Origin of the sequence: Roseburia sp. AF22-2LB, assembly GCF_003461125.1 — a bacterium.
Lineage (GTDB): Bacteria > Bacillota > Clostridia > Lachnospirales > Lachnospiraceae > Roseburia_C > Roseburia_C amylophila.
In genome coordinates, this window is sequence record NZ_QTWM01000009.1 from 13,141 (window position 1) to 36,269 (window position 23,129).

Annotated in this window: 23 protein-coding genes, 1 pseudogene and 1 riboswitch; of the genes and pseudogenes, 2 read left to right on the forward strand and 22 right to left on the reverse strand. The window is 44.1% G+C overall.

Annotated elements, in window-relative coordinates:
* Positions 1-5: 5 nt before the first annotated feature.
* From DWX96_RS12005 to DWX96_RS12110, 22 genes and pseudogenes are all read right to left on the reverse strand, one after another.
* Positions 6-1,112 carry an ABC transporter ATP-binding protein gene (locus tag DWX96_RS12005; RefSeq protein WP_118057664.1) on the reverse strand — a complete coding sequence of 369 codons (1,107 nt, stop codon included), beginning with the start codon at positions 1,110-1,112 and terminating at the stop codon, positions 6-8.
* Between the two features lie 56 nt (positions 1,113-1,168).
* Positions 1,169-2,173, reverse strand: a complete 1,005-nt coding sequence (locus DWX96_RS12010) for a FecCD family ABC transporter permease (RefSeq protein ID WP_022244138.1) — start codon at positions 2,171-2,173, stop codon at positions 1,169-1,171.
* A gap of 6 nt (positions 2,174-2,179) precedes the next feature.
* Complete coding sequence (locus DWX96_RS12015) at positions 2,180-3,325, reverse strand: ABC transporter substrate-binding protein (protein WP_118057651.1); 1,146 nt, start codon at positions 3,323-3,325, stop codon at positions 2,180-2,182.
* 1 nt (position 3,326) lies between these two features.
* Positions 3,327-3,575 (reverse strand): hypothetical protein, encoded by a 249-nt coding sequence (locus DWX96_RS12020; RefSeq protein ID WP_022244140.1) that lies wholly within the window; start codon positions 3,573-3,575, stop codon positions 3,327-3,329.
* A gap of 464 nt (positions 3,576-4,039) precedes the next feature.
* Positions 4,040-5,242: pseudogene (locus DWX96_RS12025) on the reverse strand (sirohydrochlorin cobaltochelatase); the annotation flags it as partial.
* Between the two features lie 163 nt (positions 5,243-5,405).
* Positions 5,406-5,616: riboswitch (cobalamin riboswitch) on the reverse strand.
* Positions 5,617-5,699: 83 nt separating this feature from the next.
* The gene (gene cobI / locus DWX96_RS12030; protein WP_118083005.1) at positions 5,700-6,668 is read right to left on the reverse strand and encodes a precorrin-2 C(20)-methyltransferase; all 969 of its coding nucleotides are present in this window, start codon (positions 6,666-6,668) and stop codon (positions 5,700-5,702) included.
* Between the two features lie 34 nt (positions 6,669-6,702).
* Entirely contained in the window at positions 6,703-8,169 is a 1,467-nt protein-coding gene (locus tag DWX96_RS12035) for a cobyrinate a,c-diamide synthase (protein WP_118057649.1), read from the reverse strand.
* A complete protein-coding gene (gene cobK, locus DWX96_RS12040) occupies positions 8,156-10,288 on the reverse strand; it encodes a precorrin-6A reductase (protein ID WP_118057648.1) in 2,133 nt (710 codons plus the stop codon). The genes DWX96_RS12035 and cobK overlap by 14 nt, the downstream gene beginning before the upstream one ends.
* Positions 10,285-11,022 carry a precorrin-3B C(17)-methyltransferase gene (gene cobJ / locus DWX96_RS12045; protein ID WP_118057647.1) on the reverse strand — a complete coding sequence of 246 codons (738 nt, stop codon included), beginning with the start codon at positions 11,020-11,022 and terminating at the stop codon, positions 10,285-10,287. The genes cobK and cobJ overlap by 4 nt, the downstream gene beginning before the upstream one ends.
* Positions 11,012-12,013 carry a cobalt-precorrin 5A hydrolase gene (locus DWX96_RS12050; RefSeq protein ID WP_242988792.1) on the reverse strand — a complete coding sequence of 334 codons (1,002 nt, stop codon included), beginning with the start codon at positions 12,011-12,013 and terminating at the stop codon, positions 11,012-11,014. Before DWX96_RS12050 ends, cobJ begins: the two co-directional genes overlap by 11 nt.
* A 15-nt stretch (positions 12,014-12,028) precedes the next feature.
* Complete coding sequence (gene cobM, locus DWX96_RS12055) at positions 12,029-12,790, reverse strand: precorrin-4 C(11)-methyltransferase (RefSeq protein WP_118057646.1); 762 nt, start codon at positions 12,788-12,790, stop codon at positions 12,029-12,031.
* On the reverse strand, positions 12,787-13,896 hold the full coding sequence (cbiD, locus tag DWX96_RS12060; protein WP_118057645.1) for a cobalt-precorrin-5B (C(1))-methyltransferase CbiD: 1,110 nt from the start codon (positions 13,894-13,896) through the stop codon (positions 12,787-12,789). The genes cobM and cbiD overlap by 4 nt, the downstream gene beginning before the upstream one ends.
* 20 nt (positions 13,897-13,916) lie before the next feature.
* Entirely contained in the window at positions 13,917-14,552 is a 636-nt protein-coding gene (locus DWX96_RS12065) for a precorrin-8X methylmutase (protein WP_022244149.1), read from the reverse strand.
* Positions 14,549-15,583: a pyridoxal phosphate-dependent aminotransferase gene (locus DWX96_RS12070; protein WP_118057644.1), complete on the reverse strand. Its 1,035-nt coding sequence runs from the start codon at positions 15,581-15,583 to the stop codon at positions 14,549-14,551. Before DWX96_RS12070 ends, DWX96_RS12065 begins: the two co-directional genes overlap by 4 nt.
* Before the next feature lie 35 nt (positions 15,584-15,618).
* The gene (gene cbiB / locus DWX96_RS12075) at positions 15,619-16,587 is read right to left on the reverse strand and encodes an adenosylcobinamide-phosphate synthase CbiB (protein ID WP_118057643.1); all 969 of its coding nucleotides are present in this window, start codon (positions 16,585-16,587) and stop codon (positions 15,619-15,621) included.
* Positions 16,584-17,318 carry a histidine phosphatase family protein gene (locus DWX96_RS12080; RefSeq protein WP_118057642.1) on the reverse strand — a complete coding sequence of 245 codons (735 nt, stop codon included), beginning with the start codon at positions 17,316-17,318 and terminating at the stop codon, positions 16,584-16,586. The genes cbiB and DWX96_RS12080 overlap by 4 nt, the downstream gene beginning before the upstream one ends.
* Positions 17,291-17,695, reverse strand: coding sequence for a bifunctional adenosylcobinamide kinase/adenosylcobinamide-phosphate guanylyltransferase (locus DWX96_RS12085; protein ID WP_118057641.1), 405 nt, complete (start codon positions 17,693-17,695; stop codon positions 17,291-17,293). Before DWX96_RS12085 ends, DWX96_RS12080 begins: the two co-directional genes overlap by 28 nt.
* A gap of 124 nt (positions 17,696-17,819) precedes the next feature.
* Positions 17,820-18,602 carry an adenosylcobinamide-GDP ribazoletransferase gene (locus tag DWX96_RS12090; RefSeq protein WP_118057662.1) on the reverse strand — a complete coding sequence of 261 codons (783 nt, stop codon included), beginning with the start codon at positions 18,600-18,602 and terminating at the stop codon, positions 17,820-17,822.
* Between the two features lie 16 nt (positions 18,603-18,618).
* Positions 18,619-19,212 (reverse strand): bifunctional adenosylcobinamide kinase/adenosylcobinamide-phosphate guanylyltransferase, encoded by a 594-nt coding sequence (locus DWX96_RS12095; RefSeq protein ID WP_118057640.1) that lies wholly within the window; start codon positions 19,210-19,212, stop codon positions 18,619-18,621.
* Positions 19,209-20,273 (reverse strand): nicotinate-nucleotide--dimethylbenzimidazole phosphoribosyltransferase, encoded by a 1,065-nt coding sequence (gene cobT / locus DWX96_RS12100; protein WP_242988793.1) that lies wholly within the window; start codon positions 20,271-20,273, stop codon positions 19,209-19,211. The genes DWX96_RS12095 and cobT overlap by 4 nt, the downstream gene beginning before the upstream one ends.
* On the reverse strand, positions 20,251-21,810 hold the full coding sequence (locus DWX96_RS12105) for a cobyric acid synthase (RefSeq protein WP_118057638.1): 1,560 nt from the start codon (positions 21,808-21,810) through the stop codon (positions 20,251-20,253). The genes cobT and DWX96_RS12105 overlap by 23 nt, the downstream gene beginning before the upstream one ends.
* Positions 21,811-21,844: 34 nt before the next feature.
* Positions 21,845-22,228, reverse strand: coding sequence for a hypothetical protein (locus DWX96_RS12110; RefSeq protein ID WP_118057637.1), 384 nt, complete (start codon positions 22,226-22,228; stop codon positions 21,845-21,847).
* Positions 22,229-22,492: 264 nt separating this feature from the next.
* Here DWX96_RS12110 and DWX96_RS12115 point away from each other — a divergent pair, with 264 nt between their 5' ends.
* On the forward strand, positions 22,493-22,756 hold the full coding sequence (locus DWX96_RS12115; RefSeq protein ID WP_118057661.1) for a type II toxin-antitoxin system Phd/YefM family antitoxin: 264 nt from the start codon (positions 22,493-22,495) through the stop codon (positions 22,754-22,756).
* On the forward strand, positions 22,753-23,085 hold the full coding sequence (locus DWX96_RS12120) for a type II toxin-antitoxin system RelE/ParE family toxin (RefSeq protein WP_118057636.1): 333 nt from the start codon (positions 22,753-22,755) through the stop codon (positions 23,083-23,085). The genes DWX96_RS12115 and DWX96_RS12120 overlap by 4 nt, the downstream gene beginning before the upstream one ends.
* Positions 23,086-23,129 lie beyond the last annotated feature (44 nt).

The following is a 23,129-nucleotide window of genomic DNA, read 5'->3' on the forward strand; positions in this document are numbered from 1 at the left end:
TTTCTTTATTTCAATTTTCCCTGTTCTTCTGCCAGGCTTCGCAGTTCTTTATTTAACATATTATAAGGTCCGAAATTCTCGCAGGTGCAAATACAGGTTTCACAGCCTGCAAGTATTTTCTTAGCTTCTTCCAGTTGTGCTTCTTCCATCGGATAAAAAGCTTTTGCAGTAATGACTTTTGATGCCAGTGCCGTTGCAACAGGATATTCTACGTCATTTTCAAATAAGATTCCTGCTGCAAATGGAATATGCTCTCTCTGCAGTCTGTAATAGGTTGGTATTGCAGCACCACCGCCTCCGATTACGAATACATTCGGGGCCGCTTTATTTCCCGGCATCTGCATGATTCCAAGCATGGAATCAAAGTTCTTTTCCTCAATTCCATAAAGCTTCTGTACCAGCGAACCCTGAAAGATTTCTTCCGGTGTTCCTATGTGGCTGACGGTGGTTCCATCTACACAGGCTACCATATCCGATACTTTCTGTACCAAGTCAAGTTCATGCAGTGACATCATTACTGCTATATTCCGTTCCCTTGCCAGTTTCCGGATGCTGTTTAAAATATCAAGCTTATAACGGATATCCAGATAAGAGGTAGGTTCATCCAATACCAGGATTGCTGTATCCTGGCAGATGGCTCTCGCCAACATAACACGCTGTCTCTGTCCGTCACTGATTCTTGTAAATGACTGCTCTGCCACCTCTTCCGCATGAACCATGGTAATTGCCTCATCCACCAGTTTCCAGTCCTGCTTATCTAAGATTCCAAGTCTTCCGGTATAGGGATATCGTCCGGTTGCAACCACATCCCGGCAGGACATCAGCTCCGGATGAATATGCTCTGTCATTACCATGGAAAGGCTCTTTGCAATTTCTGCCTCTTTCATTTCCGAGGTTGCTTTCCCGTTCAGGTATACTACACCATCAAGGGATTTCAACTGCTTTACAATACTCTTTAGAATCGTAGATTTACCGGAACCATTCGGGCCAATCAATGTCAATACCCTTCCCGGCTCTGCCATTAGATTGACATTCGAAAGAATGACCTTTTTTCCATATCCAACTGTGAATTTGTCTGTTACAAGCCCCTGTTTTCTTTCAGAAGATTTCATTTTTCCTGCCATGCATTCTTTCTCTGTGGACTCTTTTTTTCCTGCTATCTGTTTTGTCATCCCCGCTCCTCCTGTCTGCGCAGCATCATTACAATTACCACCGGAACCAAAAAGACCGCTGTAACGGTACTGATACTTACTTCTGTCGGTGCAAAGAGTGTTCTTGCGATTCCATCACAAAACAGTGTCACTACCGCTCCCCCCAGAAAGCAGCCCGGTATCAGCACCAGTGGTTTTGCTGTTCCTGTGGCAGATTTTATCAGATGTGGCACCGCAATTCCTACAAAGGAAATCGGCCCTGCAAACGCTGTTACACAAGCCGACAATAAGCTGGATAACAGAATCAGGCTTACCCGGAGCACCGTTATATTAACACCCATATTTCTGGCATAAGTCTCTCCCATCTGATACGCACCAATCGGCTTTGCAAGAAACATTGCCGCAAGAAAGGACAGCAAGGTCAGGATAAATATCATCAGGATATTCGACCAGTTCATTCCGGAGAAGCTGCCCTGGGACCAGTTGTGCAAATTTACGATATTCGAATCATCTGCAAAAGTAACACAGATGTCTGTAATTGCCGAGCAGATATATCCGATTAGAATTCCGCATACAATCAGAAGAGACATTCTATGTACCTTCATGGAAATTAAAAGTACAAATCCCATTGCCAGAAGTGAGCCGGCAAAGGCTGCTGCTACCATTCCAAAAGAACTGATTGTAATTCCCCTTCCCAGAAGATAAATCATTGCCAGTGCTACCATAAGTTTGGCACCGGAAGAAATTCCAAGCACATACGGACCTGCAATTGGATTTCCAAAAAAGGTCTGCAGTAAAAATCCGGAAATGGACAATGCTCCCCCCAGCATGACAGCAGCAAGAATCCGTGGCAGTCTGATATCCCAGATAATATGATAAGCGGTGCCTTCTTCTGTCTGTTTCAGTAAAATATTCCAAAGTTCATCCCATGAAATCGAAATACTTCCAGAACCAATATTCCAGAAAATTAATCCCACCAGCAATATAATAATTGTTATAAAAGAGACTGCATACCGCTTCATTTTCTTTTACCTCAGCTTCTTTAAATATCCTGCTTCTTCTGTATCTGTATTCTGAAATATTTTATTCAGATCTTCCATAAAATCTCCGATTGCCGTGGATTTCTGGAAGAAATTATTTGTGGTACAATAGACATTTCCATCCTGTACTGCCTGAAAATCTGCAAACAGTGCATTCTTCTGCTTCAATTCCTCCAGCGTACTGATTTCGCCTTCAATTGTACTGTTATATATTAAGATATCGGCATTCTTTGCATCTGCATAGAAATCCTCCATCTGTATGTTCATTGTGGAAAGTGCATTTTCTTCTTCGCCCGCCAGTTGTTCCGGCACATAGGTTCCACCGGAAAGAGCAATCATCTGCGCTACATAATCATTTGATTTCCGCACACTGATTGTTCCGTTTGCTGTCACACTGAAAAATGCTACTGTTACATTGCAGCTTTCTTTCTTCATAATCGGCTCTAATTTTTCTAATTCTGCTTCATAGAAAGAATCTGCTTCTTCCTCTTTATCAAATAATACTCCATATAAACGGATCCATTCCAGTCTGCCCAATGGGTGTGATTCATAGCTGGAACGCTCCACAAGTACAGGGATTCCAAGTTCTTCCAACTTTTCTTTTACTTCCGGGTTATGATAAATCATTGTATTTTCAATTGCCAGATTGCAGCCTTCATCCAGAATGAGCTCATAGTCCGGAGTACTGTATTTTCCTGCATATAAAATGTCTCCTTCCTCCATTGCCTGCCTGGCTTCTTCTACATACCAGCCATCTTCCTTCGTTCCGGAAAGCCGGATATCTGACATGGCATCAATCTGTCTTACTAAATCCATGACAGAAGTGGATACCAGATATGTTTTATCCAGCGGCTGCTGTAAAACTGTAACATCCTCCGGTATATTCAGCGGCACTGCCGCTCCCTCCGGAATAAGCAAAAAACGACCGCCATCCACGATCGTAATCATTTTGTACCCGCCATATTCATCAACACTATACTGTGTTGCATAATTTAATTCCATACTCCCGGTCCTGCTGAGAGAACTAAAATCTACGGTATCTGCTTTTTTCTCCTGCTTCTTTGTACCACAGGCACAAAGAGTCAGAAGAAGTATACAGATAACGCTTACTATCATAATTTGTTTTTTCTGCATTTTATTTTACCAGTTTAAAATTCAATGTATATTCAATTTCATGAGGTGTGCTCATTGCAACAGTATCACCCACTACTGCAATGTCACAGTCAAAGCCGGATACCGGAATCGTAAAGGTGGAATTTCCACCCTTGTTCTCATTCAGATACTTCGTTCCATCTACTAACATGTAATCATAGTTTGGACTGCTCCACACAACGGTTGCAGTGATTTTTCCATCTTTTATCACAACCTTCGCCGGTGAATCCACCGTTGCTCTTCCGGTTCCGCCCTCTAAAGTTACTTCTGCCTCATAAGAGCCATCAGCTAATTTTTTTTTTCAGGATTAGAAACAGATACTTTGTGGTCGTACCATTTTCCCTTTGTTCCAATTAATGCAAGGTCAAAGTCTTCATCCACTGCAGGAACCGGAACATCAAAGCCGTATACTTCTTCGCTGGTTCCATCACTGTATTCTACTGTATCTGTAGTCGGCTCAAGAAGCTTGGCTCCATCCTTCTGTGCATCTGCTGCTGTTCCAGCAAATAAATTTACAATGTTCTTAGATGGAAGCGTGATATGTGCTGTCATTTTTCCATCCTTTACCGTAAGTTCTGCCTTGCCTTCTTTTGCTTCATTTACGTGAAACATTGTGCTGTCTGTGTTGAAGTCTACGGTATAAGTTCCATCCTCTAAGGTTGCAGAGGAATTGGAACCACCTGCTGTTGCAAGTGGCTCTGCCTCTAAAGCAGCCTTTGTATGTGCTACATAAATATCCTGGACTGCTTTAATTCTTCCAAGACCTTCAATCTGTGTATCTACACTGTCAAATGCTTTGGATGCTTCAAACTGGCTCTTCCAGGAATCTTCATCATCTCCAGCCATATCGTTGTTTGCGTGGTCTCCGGCAACAACCATTAACGGACGAAGAATTACTTTTTTGTATCCTGCTTCTTTTACTTTTTCAATAACTGCTTCACATGCGGTATCTTCCGGTTCACCTTCTACGGTTCCAACAAATGCATTTTTATAATTCAGTTTCTCTAACTGGGTCTGCATCTGGTCATATGTTACATTTGCAGTATGGGAAGTACCATGTCCCATAAATACAAATGCTGTTCCATCTTCTGCTGCTGCATCCATGCTGTCATATCCTGCAGCCTTAACTGCTTCTGATGTAATTGCTTCTGCAACGGCAGCTTTATCTTCGTTGATTACAGTTGCGTCGCTTCCAACTTCACCTAACAGAGGTTCTGCGATACGGACTGTTTCGAATTTATCCTGATACTTCTCAATTGCTTCTACCAGTTCATCATATTCTGCACCATGCATTAAGTGGGTCGGCTGTACCACAAGATTCTTAACGCCATTGTCTACCGCACGCTCTAATGCCTGATCCATGTTATCGATTTTTTCGTCATCACGGGCCTGTATATGGTTAATAATAATCTGTGCTGTAAATGCTCTTCTTACAGACCAGTCAGGATTTGCTTCCTGTAATGCTTTTTCAATGCCGCCGATATCTGTTGCGCGGCTGTCATTAAAGGATGTACCAAAGCTTACTACCAAAAGCTCATTTTCTCCAATATCATCCTGATTTAAAGGATCATCCTTTGATGCATCTCCGGTATCTCTTCCAAAGTAATCCGGGTCTGCATTTTCTCCGGATACCAGTTCCTTCTGAGCATCTGTCAGTGCATCCCATGCTTCTTTTGCTGCCTTACACTGTGCATCTGTCTCATCAGTTCTTTCCTGCACATAAATTGCATCAATCAATGCTGCTACTTCATCTGCTTTTGCCTGATCATCCTTTTCATCTTCTGTCGAAACAGCTTCTGTTGTTTCAGTTGTCCCTGTTGTTTTCTTATCACCACATCCCGCAAACATGGTTGCAGCCATAGTAAGTGTAAGAACTACAGTCAATGCTTTCTTTTTCATTTTTTTCTCCTTTTCTCATGTTCTGGTTTCACTTACACATGAAAAAACTCCGTTCCATATTGCTATGAACGAAGTAAATGACATACTAACTACAGGAAATACGCTTTACGGATTTCCCTTGTTATCAAACAGTACAGCCAATTACTCGTGACCCGGAATCTCTTCCCGTACCAGATAAACGGCAGGTTTCCTGACTCAAAGATTAACGCTCCGTAATCACCTTCCCAATGTCTGTGCATCAGTGGCGCTTTTAAAAGCCTGACTACGTTACTCCCTTCTTACAGTGACGAGTTCGTACAGGATTTACACCTGTTTCCCTTTTACCCTGCATATGAATGAATTTCATTGCAGGCACCGGTTATCTTTCTATGAAATCGCTACTATACTAACACACTTTTTATTTTTTCACAAGCCATAGTTCACCCCGCCTCAACAATCTTCACCCTTAAAAAGTTCTCTAGCCTTTCAGCCGATGGGTCAGTACCTTCATAATGGCATCATAATGTTCTGCCTGATGGGGATATGTGCAGTTGGTACAAATCTTAAGTTTTCTGCCATTTGTCTCTTTGTACTCCGGTGTTCCCGGACAATGCTCCATTTCATACATCGGGCAGTAGCAGAACATACAGTTAATCTGCTCAATGTCCCTATGGCAGGGATAATAAGCGCATGCACGATTCTCAAAAAAGCGGCTGCTGTTATGCACCGGCTCATCTTTTGTCTTTACAATCACGATGGTAAAATATCCGCTGTTTTCCGGTATGTTATCCACACCGGAAAAGACTTTTTCTTCCTCTTTTCCACAATCAGAAACACTATACACTTCTAACGGACGGATAGTGCTTTCCTTTTGCAGCATTTCTTTTAACTGCTTCAGCTTCCTTCCGGACTTCATATAGATTCTGGTGCCGGAAAATTGTCTCGATTCTTCTATCTCATAGGAACCGGGAATAATATGAATCTGCTCTTCCTTTTCTCCCAGCGAAATGCCAAGTCTTGCTGCCACTGCACAAAAAGACGGTACACCGCTGACCATTTCCGTATGGCCACCATGCTCTTCGATTTTCTGTGAAAGATAAGTATAGGTGGAATAAATTGCCGGATCCCCCAGCGTTAAAAAGGCAACCTTTTCTCCCCTTGCAAGATATGCTTCTATATTTTCGCATATCTTATCATGGGCTTCTTCTAACTTTTTCTCATCTCTGGTCATGGGAAAATTCCATGCCACAAGCTGATGTTTCCGGATGTCCGGCACCAGTTTTTCTACAATCTGAAAAGCATTACACTCTTCTATCGGTTCGGACGGCACTACTATGGTATCGCAGCATTCTATCACCTGAACCGCTTTATGGGTCAAAAGCTCCGGCTCCCCCGGACCTACTCCGATTCCATATAAAATTCCGCTCTGTGCTTTTTCTTTCTGCATCTGTCTTCCTCTTATTTTAAATTATCTTTTACTTCTATTTATCTTTTTGCTTCAATTTCGATTGTTGATACAATCCTGCCTGCTGATAGAAATGCTCCACAAAAGAAGGGTTGGACGGATAATAAAGATGAGGAAATCCCCACCAGTGATTTTCTCCTTCCCAGACACACTCCCAGCTTCTGTTTCCGGTCGGTTTCTTTGCCACGCAGTCCGTTCCATTTTCCGTACTGTCAAAATAATGGAATTCGTGTCCCCGGATTCCTTCTTTTTCCGGCAGGAAACAGCTCTCTTTCTCGGTAAGCTCCACATAGCCAAAACGCACCAGCTTTCCCCGGTAATCTGCATCTGCATCAATTACGCCCGCCATGGAATATTGTCTGCCTTCCATATCCTTCAGTGATTTATGAAGATAAAGAAAACCCCCACATTCTGCCAGTGACGGAAGTCCGCCCCGGATGGCTTCCCGGATGGCTGTCTTCATGCTGTCATTTTCGGATAATTCCTTTGCAAAAAGTTCCGGATATCCCCCTCCTAACAGTAATCCGCTGATATGCTCCGGCAATTTCTTATCATGCAGGGGAGAAAACGGCACCAGCTCAAAGCCCCTTTTTGAAAGCAGTTTCAGGTTCTCCTGATAATAAAAACAAAATGCCTCATCTCTTGCGATGGCAAGGCGGAGTTTACTTTCATGGGTGTCATTTTTTTTGATATCTGCTCTCTGGAATACCATATCATTTTCATAGATATCTGCTCTCTGATATGTCACTTTGTTTTCGTGACTATCAACTTTTGGGGCTGCCGCATCCTTTTCTCCGGCTCCCCCAATTGCTAAAATCCGCTCTATCGATACCGTTTCTTTTAAGCTGTCTGCCCCGCGGCATACCTGTTCTTTTAAATCACGCTTTTCTTCTGGAAGTTTTAAGCCTAAGTGGCGGCTCTCCAGATGAAGCTCCTTCTGTTCGGTAAAACAGCCCAGCACTTCTATGGATAATTTGGTTTCGATTAACTCTTTTAATGACGCATAGAACATTTTGCTGACCCGGTTTAGTATCACGCCCTTTATGATTCCGGCTTTGTCATAGGATAAAAGTCCCTGTATCAGTGGAAGTATCGTTCTTCCCATGCCATGTGCATCAATTACCAGAATCACCGGCAGGGAAACAGAATTTGCCAGGTGATAGGTGGAACCTTCTTCTAAAATTCCGCCAAGTCCGTCATAAAGCCCCATGACACCCTCTACCACTGCAAATGCATCTTCCGGTGTCTCTTCCATAAATATCTCTTTTGTCTTTGTTTCGCCGGTAAAATATGTATCCAGATTTCCGCCCGGCACACCTAAAATCGTCCGGTGAAACATCGGGTCTATATAATCCGGTCCGCATTTAAATGCACAGACATTGACTCCTGCTTCTTTCAAGGCTTCGATTAACGCACAGGTAATCAATGTCTTTCCACTGCCGCTTTTGGGTGCTGCAAGAACTACTCCTTTACGCTTCTGCATCCGCTTCTCCTCCCTGCAAATCAAAGGAACATATCATAACCGGATTTTCCGCCTTTGGCATATAATAAGAGCCAAGCTCATGATAACGGCTGACCTGCATCTGAATCAGTTCAAAACCACAGACCGGAAAACGCTCTTTCACCTGCTTGAATTCTGCCACCGTCTCAAGACTTATAGCATTCATTACAACTCTTATTCTTCTCTTTTTTGCTGCCAGTACTTCTAAAATTTCCATCAAATGTCCACCGCTTCCCCCGATGAAAACATGGGTTGGCTCCTCTAATCCATTGCATGCCTCCGGTGCCATTCCCCGGATAATCTCCATATTTGCTACCTGAAACTTCTCTTTATTCTGTGCCAGAAGTGCTAGCGCCTCTTCTTTCTTTTCAATGGCATAGACTTTGATTCCTTTGGATAAATGGGCTGCTTCCACAGCAATCGAACCCGTTCCGCTTCCAATATCATAAAGCACCGAATCTTTCTGAAGCCGCAGGCTGCAAAGGCTGACCTGACGCACTTCCCCTTTGGTCATTGGAACTTTCCCACGAATAAAGGCTTCATCCGGGATTCCCGGTGACAAAGTTGCCGGCTCTTCCTGCGCTTCCTGTTCCCTGCGCTTTCCCTGCTCCGCACATTCTTCATTCGCTTTCTGTTCTTCCTTCTCTATCATGACAACATACAATCCTTCCTGTTCTATCTCCCTGCATGCTTCCGGTGTAAGCACCATCAGCTTCTGCTGCGGATAAGATAACTGGTACCCCACTGTAATTCTGCAATTCTCTTTATCCGAAAAAAGTGCTCCTAATTTCCTGATGTCTTCTGCTCCGGATACCAAAAGAAACAGCTGCCCATTTTCATGCAGCCTGTGCAGCACTTCTGCCTGCCAGCCATCCGTATCTGTTTTGCCATGTATACTGTAAATTCCGGCATTTTCCCAGCTTACGCCACAGGCTGCTGCCATCATCTGAATGGAAGAAATGCCCGGAATGCTTTGCAAGGTTCCATGAAGTATGCCCTTTTGCAGCGCTTCCTGCAGACAGATTCTTACCTTGCTCCAGCCACTATAAAAACCAATATCCCCGGAAAAAAGGATGACTACCTTCAGTTTTTCATGCACCGCATACTGTCTGCTCTTTTCCTGAAGCCATGTAAGGATTTTATCCGGCAGATAAAGTGCCTCTTTTTCAAGCTTCGGTGTCACCGCCTCTATCAGACGTTTCGCACCTAATACAAGGTCCGCTTCTGCCAATGCTTCCTTTAACCGGACGGTCATCATATCTGCATCCCCCGGTCCGATTCCTGCCAGCGTAATCATAAGCTCCGCCGGTCTTAAGGAAAGGTTTACCCCTGTTAATGTTTCGATTTTCTCACAGACTGCATCAAAGGAAAGTCCGTCTTCCTCTGCTGCCTCCCGACGAATGACCAAAAGCGGGATATGATTTTTTAAAGCTGCTTCTTTTTTTTCTAAAAAGCCTCCGGTAATGCCGCCCTGCTTTGTTACCATACATTTTATCCCGTACTGATGAATCAGTGCATCATTGAATTCTTCAGAAAAAGGTCCCTGCAGTGCCAGAATCTGTTGTGGCAGAATTCCTTCCCTCCGGCAGATTTCAAGACTTTCCAGCCCCGGCAGTACCCGGACATAAAGACGTTTTTTTACTTCTTCCGATTCGGTATATACGGAAAGTTCCTTGCTTCCTGTAGTAAGAAGAATGTTTCCCTTGATTTCCTTTAATGCTTCTGCACAGGCCTCATTGCTGTCAAAGAAACGAAGTCCTGCTTCTTCTGACGCATGGATGCTCCGTTTCAGCCGTAAGTAAGTGACCTCAAGTCCATCCTCTTTCATTCCGACAACGCAGCTTTTTATGGTTCTGGTCACTTCCACCGCATAGGGATGAGTGGCATCGATTACAAGGTCAAAGGATTCTTTCCTTAGATATTCTGACATAGCTTCTTTGGAAAGGCGTCCTTCCTGAATCTTCACCTCTGGATGCTCTTTCATGACCAGCTTTCCATAATCGGTTGCCACCGATACAGTGTGGGCTATGCCTGCTGCCGCCATCAGCTCCGATAATTTTCTTCCTTCTGTTGTTCCTGAAAAAATGATTATTTTTTTCATTGCTCTATCTTATAGCCTCTTGGTGTGATTAATTTTCCATCCTGAATTCTGGTTCTGGAATTTCCAACAAAAACGGTAGTAAACATATTTACTGTTTTACTCTGTAATTCTTCTAATGTACAGGTAACTGTGCTTTCTCCGTCTCTTCCGATATTTTCCACATAACCGCATGCGCGCTCCGGTTCTATCTCCTGAAGCAGAATCTTACATGCTCTTTCCAAATAGTCTGCCCGCTTCCGGCTGGACGGATTATAAAGTGCAATAGCAAAATCTCCCCGTGCCGCCATAATCAGCCTCTTTTCAATTAACTCCCATGGTGTCATAAGGTCACTGAGACTGATTACACAGTAGTCATGATTTAATGGTGCTCCAAGAACCGCTGCTCCGCTGTTGGCTGCGGTAATTCCCGGTATCACTTCCAGTGAAATCGCCGGATATTCTTTTCCGATCTCATACATCAGTGATGCCATTCCATAGACACCGGCATCGCCGCTGCATACCATTGCCACGCTTTTGCCTTTTCCGACCTCCTCAAAACACATTCTGCAGCGTTTTTCTTCCTGCCGCATCGGCGTGGAAAGAAATTCCTTGTCTTGAAAACGTTCTCCTAGCAAATCAAGGTATACGGTATATCCGATGATTACGTCCACCTGTTCTAATACTTCGATGGCTCTGCCTGTCATCATCTCTTCTTTTCCCGGTCCCATTCCAACAATCCATATTTTATTCTTCATATAAAGTCAGTCTCCAATCTTCTTTTGCTATAGCCAGTGTCATTCCATTTTCCGCTTTTTTCTGAAGCACCAGCCTTCCATTATCCCGGCAGGCTGCCATGGCTGCCCGCTCGCAGACATTGTCTACGCCCACCTGGCTTTCCACAAATACCGATGAATCAAAGGTACCGGACACACGGCTTAAGGTTTCTGCATCAAAGGTGAGAAATGGAATGCCATGTTCTGCCGCAAGTTTTAGAATTGCATTTTCATCCTTCTTTTTATCAATCGAAGCAATCGCCCGTATCTGTTTCCAGTCTACTCCGGCTTCCTTTAAACAGTTTTCTGCAAATGCCTTAAGTTCCTGTTCTTCTTTATTCCTTCTGCATCCGATTCCAAGAATATATTCTTTGGGGATTAAGGTCAATAATGGTTCCGGCTTCTGCCCATCCTCTGGTGTGCCGATTGCCACATCCACTTTGGCGGCATATTCCGGAGCGATTGTCATGGAAAGCTTCCTTTTTTCCAGCACCTTTGCAGAAACCTTCTTAATGCCTTCTTTTTTATCAATGGATAGGTCATGCTTTTTTGCAAATACATCTATGGCAAAGGCATTATTAATGTCGGTCGCTGTGGTAATTACCGGAACTGCTCCTAATAACTCTGCCAGTAAAAGTGCTATCTCATTTGCGCCTCCTACATGCCCGGATAAAAGAGGAATGACATAATTGCCTGCCTCATCCAGTACCAGCACCGGACTGTCTGTCAGCTTGTCCTTAAGAAATGGGGCAATTGTCCGCACTGCAATTCCGCATGCTCCGATAAAAATGATTGCATTTCTTAGGGAAAACTGCTCCTTTGTCCACGCGTTCAGATTTTCCACCTGTTTTCTGCCATGATAAGTATGAATTTCACAGGGAAGCTGCTGCTCTTTCGAAAGTCTTTTTATCTTTTCGGCAAGCTCTGCTCCCTTTTCGGTAAAGCTGATGACACTCCATTTCAATGACTGCATTTTCTTTCCGCCTTCTTATGATTTTTTTGCTGCCCGGAATTCTGTGGAGAAATCTTCTGCATACAGTCTGGATTTGCTGTATCCGCTCTTGTTAATGACATCTCCAACGAGAACCAGTGCCGTTTTGGTAATTCCATGTTCTGCCGCTGTCTGTGCCAATGTTTCTACCGTGCAGATATATATTTCTTCCTCCGGCCAGCTTACCTTATAAGCCAGTGCCGCAGTGGTATCCTTTGAATAGCCACCCTTTATCAGTCGCTCAGATAACTTCTCCAACATTCCGGTGCTTAAATAGATTGCCATGGAACACTGATGGGCAGCAAATGCCTCAATGCTTTCTTTCTCCGGAACCGCCGTCCGTCCCTCCATTCTGGTAATGATAAGGGACTGGGAAATATCCGGCAGGGTATACTCCAGATTCATGGCTGCCGCTGCTCCAAAGCAGGCACTTACTCCCGGCGTAGAATCATAGGCTAGCTTTCTTGCATCCAGCTCCTGCATCTGCTCCTGAACCGCTCCATATATGCTTGGTTCTCCGGTATGCAGCCGCACCACATCTTTTCCTTCCTGCTCTGCCTCCACCATAATTGCAAGGACTTCTTCCAATGTCATCACTGCACTGTTATATACCTGACAGTCTGCTTTGGCATAGTCTAAAAGCTTGGGATTTACCAGTGAACCGGCATAGATAATCACATCCGCTTTCTCCAAAAGATGCATTCCTCTTACGGTAATCAAATCCGGTGCTCCGCACCCTGCTCCAACAAAATGAATCATTCCTTTTCCTCCAACAGTTCTTTTAATAATGCCTCTGCTCCCGGCGTTACACCTAAAAGTCCGATATCATTACTATAAACCATACATTCTATTTCCAGCCCATCTCCGGCACGATGCTTAAGATGGTCTTCAATTTTTTCCATGACATATTCCATGGCAGGTTCTAAAAGTCCGGCTTTTCGAATCCGGTCTACCGCATCCTCTGTACCAATGCAGTCTAATATTTCCCGAAGCAGTGTCACTTCTGCGCCCGCACGGATTGCTGCCGCCGCCAGAAGCTCCATCCGGCAGTCTGCCTCTTTGGAATGGGTGTTCATAATGCCGCCGGATACCTTTATCAGCTTTCCGATATGACCGGTTAAGAGCATTTTGGAAAATCCAAGTTCTTTTACCATGTCAATGGTCTGTCCGATAAAGTTGCTGCATTTTACACTGCGCTCCAAATCATAACCATAGGTCCGTTTCATAAATTCCAATCCGTAGTTGCCCGGTGATATGGCAACAATAGAATGACCTTCTGCCCGTTTCTGTTTCAATTCCACTGCTATGGTATCTAGCAATGCCTTATCACTCATAGGCTCCACAATCCCGCTGGTTCCAAGTATCGAGATTCCGCCCTTTATTCCAAGTCTCGGATTAAAAGTCTGCGCCGCAAGATTTTCTCCTTCCGGCACTGAAATTACGACTTTGATTCCGCCCTGAAAATCAAACAGATGGCAGACCTCTGATACTTCTTTTGCAATCATCTGCCGTGGTACCGTATTAATTGCGGCATTTCCTACCGGCTGGTCTAATCCCGGCCGCGTAACCCTGCCAACACCGATGCCGCCATCTATTTCTATCTGATTGTTATTTTCTTCACAAATGCTCACCGCTGCATAAATCCATGCCCCCGTTGTCACATCCGGGTCATCCCCGCCGTCCTTTTGTACCGCGCAGGAAACTTCTGTTTCCTGAATTTTGATATGCTCCACCTTTGCATGGTAGGGAATTCCCTTTGGTGTCTCAATGGTAATCTCTGTTTTTCTTCTTCCACTCAGCAGCATATAGACTGCTGCCTTTGCTGCGGCTGCGGCACAGCTTCCGGAGGTAAACCCATACTGCATCTTTCTTCCCCCTGATTTTACTATCGTCTTAATTGATACAAAATTGCATTGCAGATAGCTGCGGCAACATTGCTCCCGCCCTTTCTGCCCCGGTTAATGATATACGGTACTTCTGTTTCCATAATCAATTCTTTTGCCGGTACCACATTTACGAAGCCTACCGGAACTCCGATAATAAATGCCGGCTGGTAGCGTCCCTCCGTTATCATTTTATGAAGCTCGATTAACGCCGTCGGTGCATTTCCCACCGCAAAAATAACTGGTTTTTCAATGGCTGCGGCTTTCTCCATGCTGATGGTGGCTCTTGTTACCTGCCGCTCTCTGGCAAGCTGTGCTACATCCAAATCCGCCATAAAGCAATGGGCTTCTCCGCCAAATGATGCCAGTATTTTCTTATTGATTCCGGCAAGTGCCATATTGGTATCCGTTACAATATCGGCGCCCTTAAGAATCAGTTCCTTTGCAATTTCTACTGCATGGTCAGAATAACACATTGTCTCTGCATAATCAAAATCTGCGCTGGTATGTATCACACGCTTGGTAACAGGCTCCTGCTCCTTAGGCAATACAATCTGACGCTTTTCTAATTCCTCTGAAATAATCTCAAAGCTGCGTTTTTCAATCTCTCCCGGCAATACAAATTCGATGGGATTCATTTCTCTGTCACCTCTCTTAATGCGCTTATCAGCCGCTCATTCTCTGCCTGCCCTCTTACTGCAATCCGGTAATATCCTTTGGACAGACCTCTGTAATTTTCACAATTTCGAATCAAAATCTGTTTCTTTAAAAGTAACTCATATAATGGCAGCTCTGTGTAAAATAAAATATAATCTGCCCGGGAAGGATACACCCGGAAGCCTAAGGATATCAGCTCTTTTGTCAGAATACTCCGCTGCTCTTTTATGAGTTTTCTGCTTTCCCCGATAAATTCCGTTTCTTTTGCTGCAGCGCATCCTGCCATCTGGGCAAATACCGATAAGTTCCATTCCGGAAGCTGCCTTGTAATCTTCTGACAGACTTCCCTGTTCCGGCAGATAAGATAACCCAGCCGGACTCCCGGTATGGCAAAGGTCTTGGTAAATGCTCTCACCTGAATCAGATTCCTACATTTCATGCCAGCTTCCATTTCTTCATAAAGCTCTGCTTCTTCACAAAACGGCAGAAAGCATTCATCTACCACCACTATTATATCAAGCTCCTGACACCGCTTTAAAATCCCTTTTAAAATCTCCGGTGGAATTAACTGTCCGGTGGGATTATTGGGATTAGCAAGGTATATAAGCTCCGTTTCTTTATCTAATGCCTCAATAAAGTCCTCTCCCAGCACAAAATTATCCTGTTCCCGCAATGGAAAATAACTTACTTCACACGCTTCCGTTCCGGCAGCCCACTCGTAACCATAAAAAGAAGGAACCGGAATCAGTATTTTCTTTGGTTTTAATGCATGAAGAATTGCAGGAAAAAGTTCAGAAGCTCCATTTCCGCACAATATCTCATCTGCCGCTACCTTATCCATCTCAGCAATGGCTGCCTTCAGCTTCTCCTGCCTGATATCCGGATACCGGCTGCATAAAGACACCGCTTCCCTAAGGGCTGCCTCTACAGATGCCGGTATGCCCAGAGGATTGATATTTACAGAATAATCTAACGATATGCAATTACGGTAGATGTCTCCTCCATGTACCATATTCCTGTTCCTTTCCTGAATTTTCATCCTTTCAATCATATAAAGAATAACAATCCCATCACCAAAAGGCAAATGCCTTCACATAAAAATGCAGTCGCATACAAAAGCCGGTTTGCTCTTCTGATGTCCTCGTATTCCACCGGACGCAGTGCATCTCCGATAAACGGCTTTTTCACCAGTTTGCCAAAATACCAGGCATCCCCTGCCAGCTGTATGGACAGTGCTCCTGCACAAACTGCCTCTGTCTGGGCAGAGTTCGGGCTGGCATGATGATACCGGTCCCTTTTATAAATGTAATATGCATGTTTCCTGTTATATTCCTTTCCAAGGAAATACGTCCCTGCAATCATCAGGTATGCACTGATACGGGATGGGATATAATTGCAGATATCATCGAATTTTGCGGCAGCTCTGCCAAAATGAAGATAACGTTCATTCTTATATCCTACCATGGAATCCATCGTATTGACTGCCTTATAAAAAAAGCCCAGAACCGGTCCGCCAAGTGCGGTATATAGCATCGGTGCAATGACTCCATCCGAAGTATTTTCCGCCACCGTTTCAATGGCAGCCTTTGCCACTCCTGTTTCATCCAGCCGCTCGGTATCTCTGCCTACAATCATGGAAACAGCATGTCTTGCCGCTATAAGGTCATTCTCCTTTAAACAATTATATACCTTCATGCTCTCTACTTTCAGGCATTTTGCAGCAAGAATCTGATAGGTCATAATCATTTCCAAGATAACACCTGCCACCGGATGAATCCGGTACGCAAGAATCAGAAGAAGTGCGGTCACCATAAGAACTGTCAGCAAAACAAGCGTAACCATTCCAATGCCTGCTCTTACAAGGTATTTCTCACTGCACTCCTTTTTATTCATTCTTTTTTCCAATATCCCTATAAAATTTCCAATCACCCGGATGGGATGTGGCAGCCAGTATGGATCTCCCAAAAGAAGGTCCAGGCAAAATCCCAGTCCGAACGCAATCATGTGATAAATCATATTGTAATCTCCTCAAGGGAATCTAATTTCCATTCTTCTCCGCAAAGTCTGAGCTTACAGCAGTAGCCGCCTCCATTTTTCACCTGATAATCAAAATAATTTCCTCCTGCAAGAATGTGAAGCAGTGCCATAATTGTGCCGCCGTGTACAACCGCTGTCACGTTCCGGGGCTGACTTTCTGTTATCGGATTTTCTGTCATTTGACTTTCTGCTATCAGTTTTTCAGGCTCCCGGAGTTCTGTTATCTCATTCGCTGATGACGTCTTTGCAGTATCTGCTACTTCTCTGGCAATCTTTTCCTCTATGATTTTTGTTGCAGTAAGAAGTCCTCTATGGCAGCGTTTTATATATTCCTGCTGGCTCTCGCCTTCCGGAAAAGGCAGTGTGCCATTGCTGTCAATCCATTTCTGATAATAGGCATTATTTTTCAAATCTTCGTAATTTTTTCCCTCATATGCGCCAAAATTCATCTCCCGCCATTCTTCTATCGGATAAGCTTTCTTTCCCGGAAAAAGTATACCAGCACTCTCCTGACAGCGCAGCATCGGACTGATGAAAAGCAGCCATGTTTTTTTTAAAATGTCTTTTTCTGCAAGAATCTCTAACTGCTTTCTACCTTCCCCGGATAAAGCTTCTTCTGTTACACCCAAATACCGGTGTTCCCGATTTGACGGGGTCTTTCCATGACGGATAAGCAATAAATTTATTTTAATCTCTGGCTGATTCCACATACAATGCGTTCTACCCTTTCTGCCTTTTCGGCAATCCGGATCTGTAGTCTTCCGGTCTGCTCCCTGTAATCCCGTTCCAGAGCATCCATCGGTACAATTCCGTTTCCAATCTCATCACAGATGAAAATAAGTCCCGGATATGTTTCCAGCAGTTTATCAGCCAACAGCTCCACATCTGTCTGCTGCTCAAGACATTTCCGAATCCACAGGTGTAAATGGTTGATGACCGGATTCTCAAATTCCTGCAGTTCTTTTATCATTCCATCCCAGTCTGCAGGAAGGTTTTCGCCCTCTATCACCTGACCTTTACATTCCGGGTGAAGCTTTAACACATATTCCTTTTTTCCCTGGTAACATCCGCCCAAAAATAATTCCATGATTTTTCCTTTCTAGCCTGCTATAAAACAAAGAATGTGCCACGGCACATTCTCGCGCCTGCGGCGGTTGCTTGCGGCATCTACCTTATACGCCGCAGTGCGCATACTCGCGGAGCGTTTTTTACTATACAGGAAAGCAATTTCCTGTATAGTGAAAAACAACTACCACTGCAACTGCCATGGCATTTTCGCATAATGACACAAAATATCCTGCGGTATCACCATTGATTCCGCCAAATTCCTTCCGGCTTTTCCAGCTATAATAACCATAACAGAGCAATGCCACAACTACTGCTGCAAGCCCTGCCCACAGGTTTACATAAATCATACATCCACTGTAGACAACTGCCTCTATGATGAGGACTGCCAGCACTCTTTTTTTCTGGGCGCTGTCTGCAAAATAAGCAAGCATACCATCCTTTTTTGCTGCCTTCAGGCTCACCACACCAATTCCGCTTAAGCTTCGTGATAACGCAAAGCCAATTCCCACTACAAGAATTGCAGACAATTCCGTAAGCTCCGCATATGCTGCTCCATAAATAAGATAATATAAAACCAGCATCAATACGGAAAATGCGCCAATATGAGGGTCTTTTAAAATTGCCAGCTTCTTCTCCTTATCCTGATAGGAATGAAATGCATCCATGGTATCCATAAACCCATCCATATGAAAGCCACCGGTAACAAGCAGTGGAATTGCCACCGCTATCAGGGTTTTGCAAAGATGGCTTATCCCGGCTGCATTTCCCAAAAAGAACCAGCCGGCTTCCAATACTCCAATGATAAGACCAATCAATGGGAAGAAGCAGAGGTGATACTGCATATCTTCTTTCTTCCAGTCAAACTGCGGCACCGGTATTTTTGAATATATGGAAAATGCAATGACGAATCCTTTTAAAATTTTCATGTATTCCTCTTCTTTCTTAAATTCCATCCTTTTTTATGAAAATCGGAATTCCTGCTACTACTTCAACGACCTGCTCTGCCCGCTCTGCAATCTGTCGGTTTACATCTCCTAACAACCGGATATAATCCATTGTGGATGCATCATAACGGATTCCGTCTTCAAATATCTGATTCGTGACAATAATCAGTATATCACAGGAATCATGCAATGCCGTTACTCCGTTTATAATTTCACCCGAAAGCTGCCTTATTTTTTCTTTATCCATCACAGCAGACAGATTTTCTTCTGAAAACATTTCGTTGGCAACGAGGTTCGACATACACTCCAATAAAACTGTTTTTCCAACTCCTGCTGCAGCTTTTCCGGCTGGCACTCTTTCGGTTGCCACTTTCTTTGCTGCCTCTTTAAGTCTTCTCGGCTGCTCTATCGTAAGAAAGCCTTTTCCTGCCCGCATTTTCTGGTGACGCTCTACTTTTTTCTTTCCTTCTTCATCATACACCTGCATGGTGGCTACATAATAAAGGCTGCCGTTGCCTGCGGCTTTCACTGCCATTTGTTCTGCATATGCGGATTTTCCGCTGCCGCTTCCACCGATTACCAATGCAATCATTCTTCATACCTCTTGTACTGTTCTATCTCAAAATTTACAAAGGATGCTCCCTGCAAATACACGCCCAGTGCCACATCCAACAGGGACATCATCATCACTGCACCGGTTCCCTCACCCAGTGCCATATCCGCATCCAGTACCGGATCCAAATGCAGCTTTTTCATAATCGCTGTCTCTGCCAGTTCCCGGCTCTTATGGGATGGTATCATATAATTTACGGCACCCTTGCAAAGGGTCTCTGACAAAAGCGCTGCAACGGCACTGATGACTCCATCGATGACAACCGGCATCTGCTCGATTGCTGCTCCGATAAATACGCCTGTCAATCCGGCTATGTCCAGTCCACCTACCGTCTTTAATATGGTAAATGCATCCGCATCACGAAGGGAATATTTTTCTATCGCTTCTTCAATTACCCTGCATTTTCTTTTTAATGCTTCATCCGTTAATCCGGCGCCCTTGCCGGTCACCTGCTCTACCTCTAAATCCAAAAGTGCTGCTGCAACGGCTGTACTTGTGGTTGTATTTCCGATTCCCATCTCTCCTGTGGCAAGTATCTCATACCCTTCTCTGTGGCATTGCTGCACCAGTTGTACTCCGGTTTCTATTGCCTTTAAGACCTCTTCTTCTGTCATTGCAGGTTCCTTGGCAAAGTTTTTCGTTCCCTTTGCAACTTTTCGTGGCAATACTCCGGGAATCACTTCGTCTGTATCAATTCCAATGTCCACCGGAATTACATCCACGCCTGCCACTGCTGCCATCTTTCCTACAGAAGAATTATTTACTCCCATGGCTTTTGCCACTGCAAAGGTTACTTCTTTTCCACTCTGGCTGACCCGCTCTTCCACCACGCCATTGTCTGCACACATAACAAGAACTGCTTTTTTCTGAATGGATATTCTGGTTGTCTTCTCTATGGCTCCAATCTGTGCAATCAGATGTTCAAACTTTCCAAGTCCATCCAGGGGTTTGGCGATTCCATCCAGCTTCTCTTTTACCCTGCGATACCAACTGTCATCTAAAGGCAAAATCTTTATGCTATCCAATTCTGCTTTTGTCATATTCTGCCTCCTGCAGCATTCCATAAACCGCTTCCATATCAAGATATTTCCGCAGTGTATCCGCCAGCAAATCGTACTGGCTCTCCTTATACTGCTGATAATTCATGCCCTGATTATCTTCATAATGCACTCCCTTTTTCTCCGCTAATGCCCGGATAAAAGTAGATGCGATATCTCCTTCATCAAAAATGCCGTGGACATACGTTCCGTAGACATTTCCCTTCTGCACAACGACTGCATCCTGTATACAGGATTCCTCCTGTGCATGCGCATGAGCTTGGGCTTGAGCCTGTGTCTGCTTTGGTTCCTGTATCTGCTCTGTCTTCTGTGTTCCGCCGGTATGTCCCATATGAATCTCGTAGCCCTTGTATTCTTTGCCGGAAAGGGAAGCTAACATACCGGTGAGAAAGTCTATGGTTCCCGTTACCTGACGGCGTACCTTTTCCCGGCTCATCACCGTCTTAAGCGGCAACAGCTCCATGCCCCGTAAGCTGCCGCCTTCCTCTACCGAATAGGGGTCTTCGAGGCTTTCTCCTAACATCTGGTAACCGCCGCAGATTCCAATAACCGAAGTTTCTGCGGAGAGTTTCTTTATCATAGCTTCCATGCCATTTTCGCGCATCCATTTCAGGTCACCCATTGTATTCTTACTGCCCGGCAGAATAATGGCATCCGGATGATGGATTTCCTGCACCGAAGTCACATAGCGCACCGATACGCCTTCCATATGCTCGAAAACATCAAAATCCGTAAAATTAGATATTCTCGGATAACGGATAACTGCCAGGTCTATCAACGCCTCTTTCCGATGCTTGAATTTTCCGGTCAGGCTGTCTTCATCCTCAAGCTGTACCTTCATATAAGGCACCACTCCGCAGACCGGAATGCCGCCTTTTTCCTCTAACATCTGAATGCCCGGTTCCAATATGGATACATCTCCGCGGAATTTGTTGATGATTAAACCTTTTACACGGGATTTTTCCTGCTCTTCTAAAAGCATCAGCGTTCCTAAAAGCTGTGCAAACACACCACCCCGGTCAATATCTCCTGCCAGAAGAACCGGTGCATTTACCATCTCCGCCATGCCCATATTTACAATGTCATTTTCCTTGAGATTAATTTCTGCCGGACTTCCGGCTCCTTCTATTACAATAATATCCGCCTGCTCTTCCAGTTTGTGAAATGCCTTTAAAATATCCGGGATAAGCTTTTTCTTATAGTTAAAATATTCCCGTGCCGGCATATTACCAATGACCGTACCGTTGACAATCACCTGGGAGCCAATATCATTTGTAGGCTTTAAAAGAATCGGGTTCATACAGACCTGCGGCTCGATTCCTGCTGCCTCCGCCTGCATAACCTGTGCCCGTCCCATTTCAAGCCCTTCTGTTGTAATATAGGAATTCAATGCCATATTCTGCGACTTAAAAGGCGCCACGCGGTATCCATCCTGATGAAAGATACGACATAAGCCTGCTGTAATCAGGCTTTTTCCGGCATTCGACATTGTTCCCTGTATCATAATCACTTTTGCCATGTGATAAGTTCCTCGATTTCTTTTGTTTTCTATACTATCTTGCTTCCAGTCCCTGAAGCAGTACCACATAACATGCGAAGTCTCCGATTCGTTTTCGCTCTTCCCCTAACCAATCATCCCAGTCATTGCCCAGCTTATGCTCATACATATAGACGGACAGTTTGTTTTTCGCACTGATCACAAGATTATGACAGCGGGTGCGCTCCGCATCTGCCTGTCCTTTCTCTGCCAGCGATTTCTGGTTCCATCCGTTTCTGATTCGCACATAGTCTACTGCACATTTCAAAAAACGGTCTATGAGTTCCCTGCAGGCTGCATCCGCTTCCCCCTGCTCTGCAATCTGGTTCCAGATCTGCATGGCTTCTTCAAAGGGCAGTGACGTCTCCTGTTTTAAGTACTCTTTGTATGTTGTATACATTGGACATCCTCCGCATATTTTTATCTTAACAGATATATTGTATAACATTCCTTGTTTTTAGAAAAGATACTTTCCTTTTTGATTTATGATTCTGCTTTTCATATTTCTCTTCATCTATGTGCGCTTACTCCAAAGGAATATATTAAGCATCTCTAACCTGCTACCGGCAGTTTTTATATTTATTTAACTACTATTATGGAGATGTCCATTAACCATATAGCCAAATTTTTGTATAATTTTGTTATCAAACAGGGCGGTGTTTTTATGCCAACAATTAAATCAAGTGCTGATTTAAGGAATAATTACAATGAAATTTCTACATTTTGTCATAATTATCCTGAACCAGTTTTCATTACGAAGAATGGAAAAGGTGATCTTGCTGTTATGAGCATTGAATCCTACGAAGAACTGACCAGCCGCTTTGAACTTTACAGTCAGATTAAGGAAGGAATGGACGATATTGCCACAGGCAATACCAGACTATTTTCCGAAGCTATGGCTGATATCAGGAGCCACCGCAGTCGATGAGCTATCAGGTTTATATCACTTCCACCGCAGAACACGATATTATGCGTGCTGCGGATTACATTGAATTTACCCTCAAAAATCCTGATGTTGCAGATAATCTGTTAGATGCTGCGACCGAGTGGATAGACTCATTAGCCGACCTGCCACAGAAGTTTCATCCGGCAGACGATCCAATACTGGCAAGCTGGGGCATTCGTTTTGTGAAAATTAATAATTACCTTGCCTTTTATACGATTGATAAAGAAAAACAGACTGTAATCATCGTCCGTTTTCTCTATCAGAAAAGTAACTGGACTTCCATTCTTCGACAGGGATTTCACCTCGTTTAAGGAATCTGTTTTTATGCAGGTTCCTTTTATTTTTTCAATATATA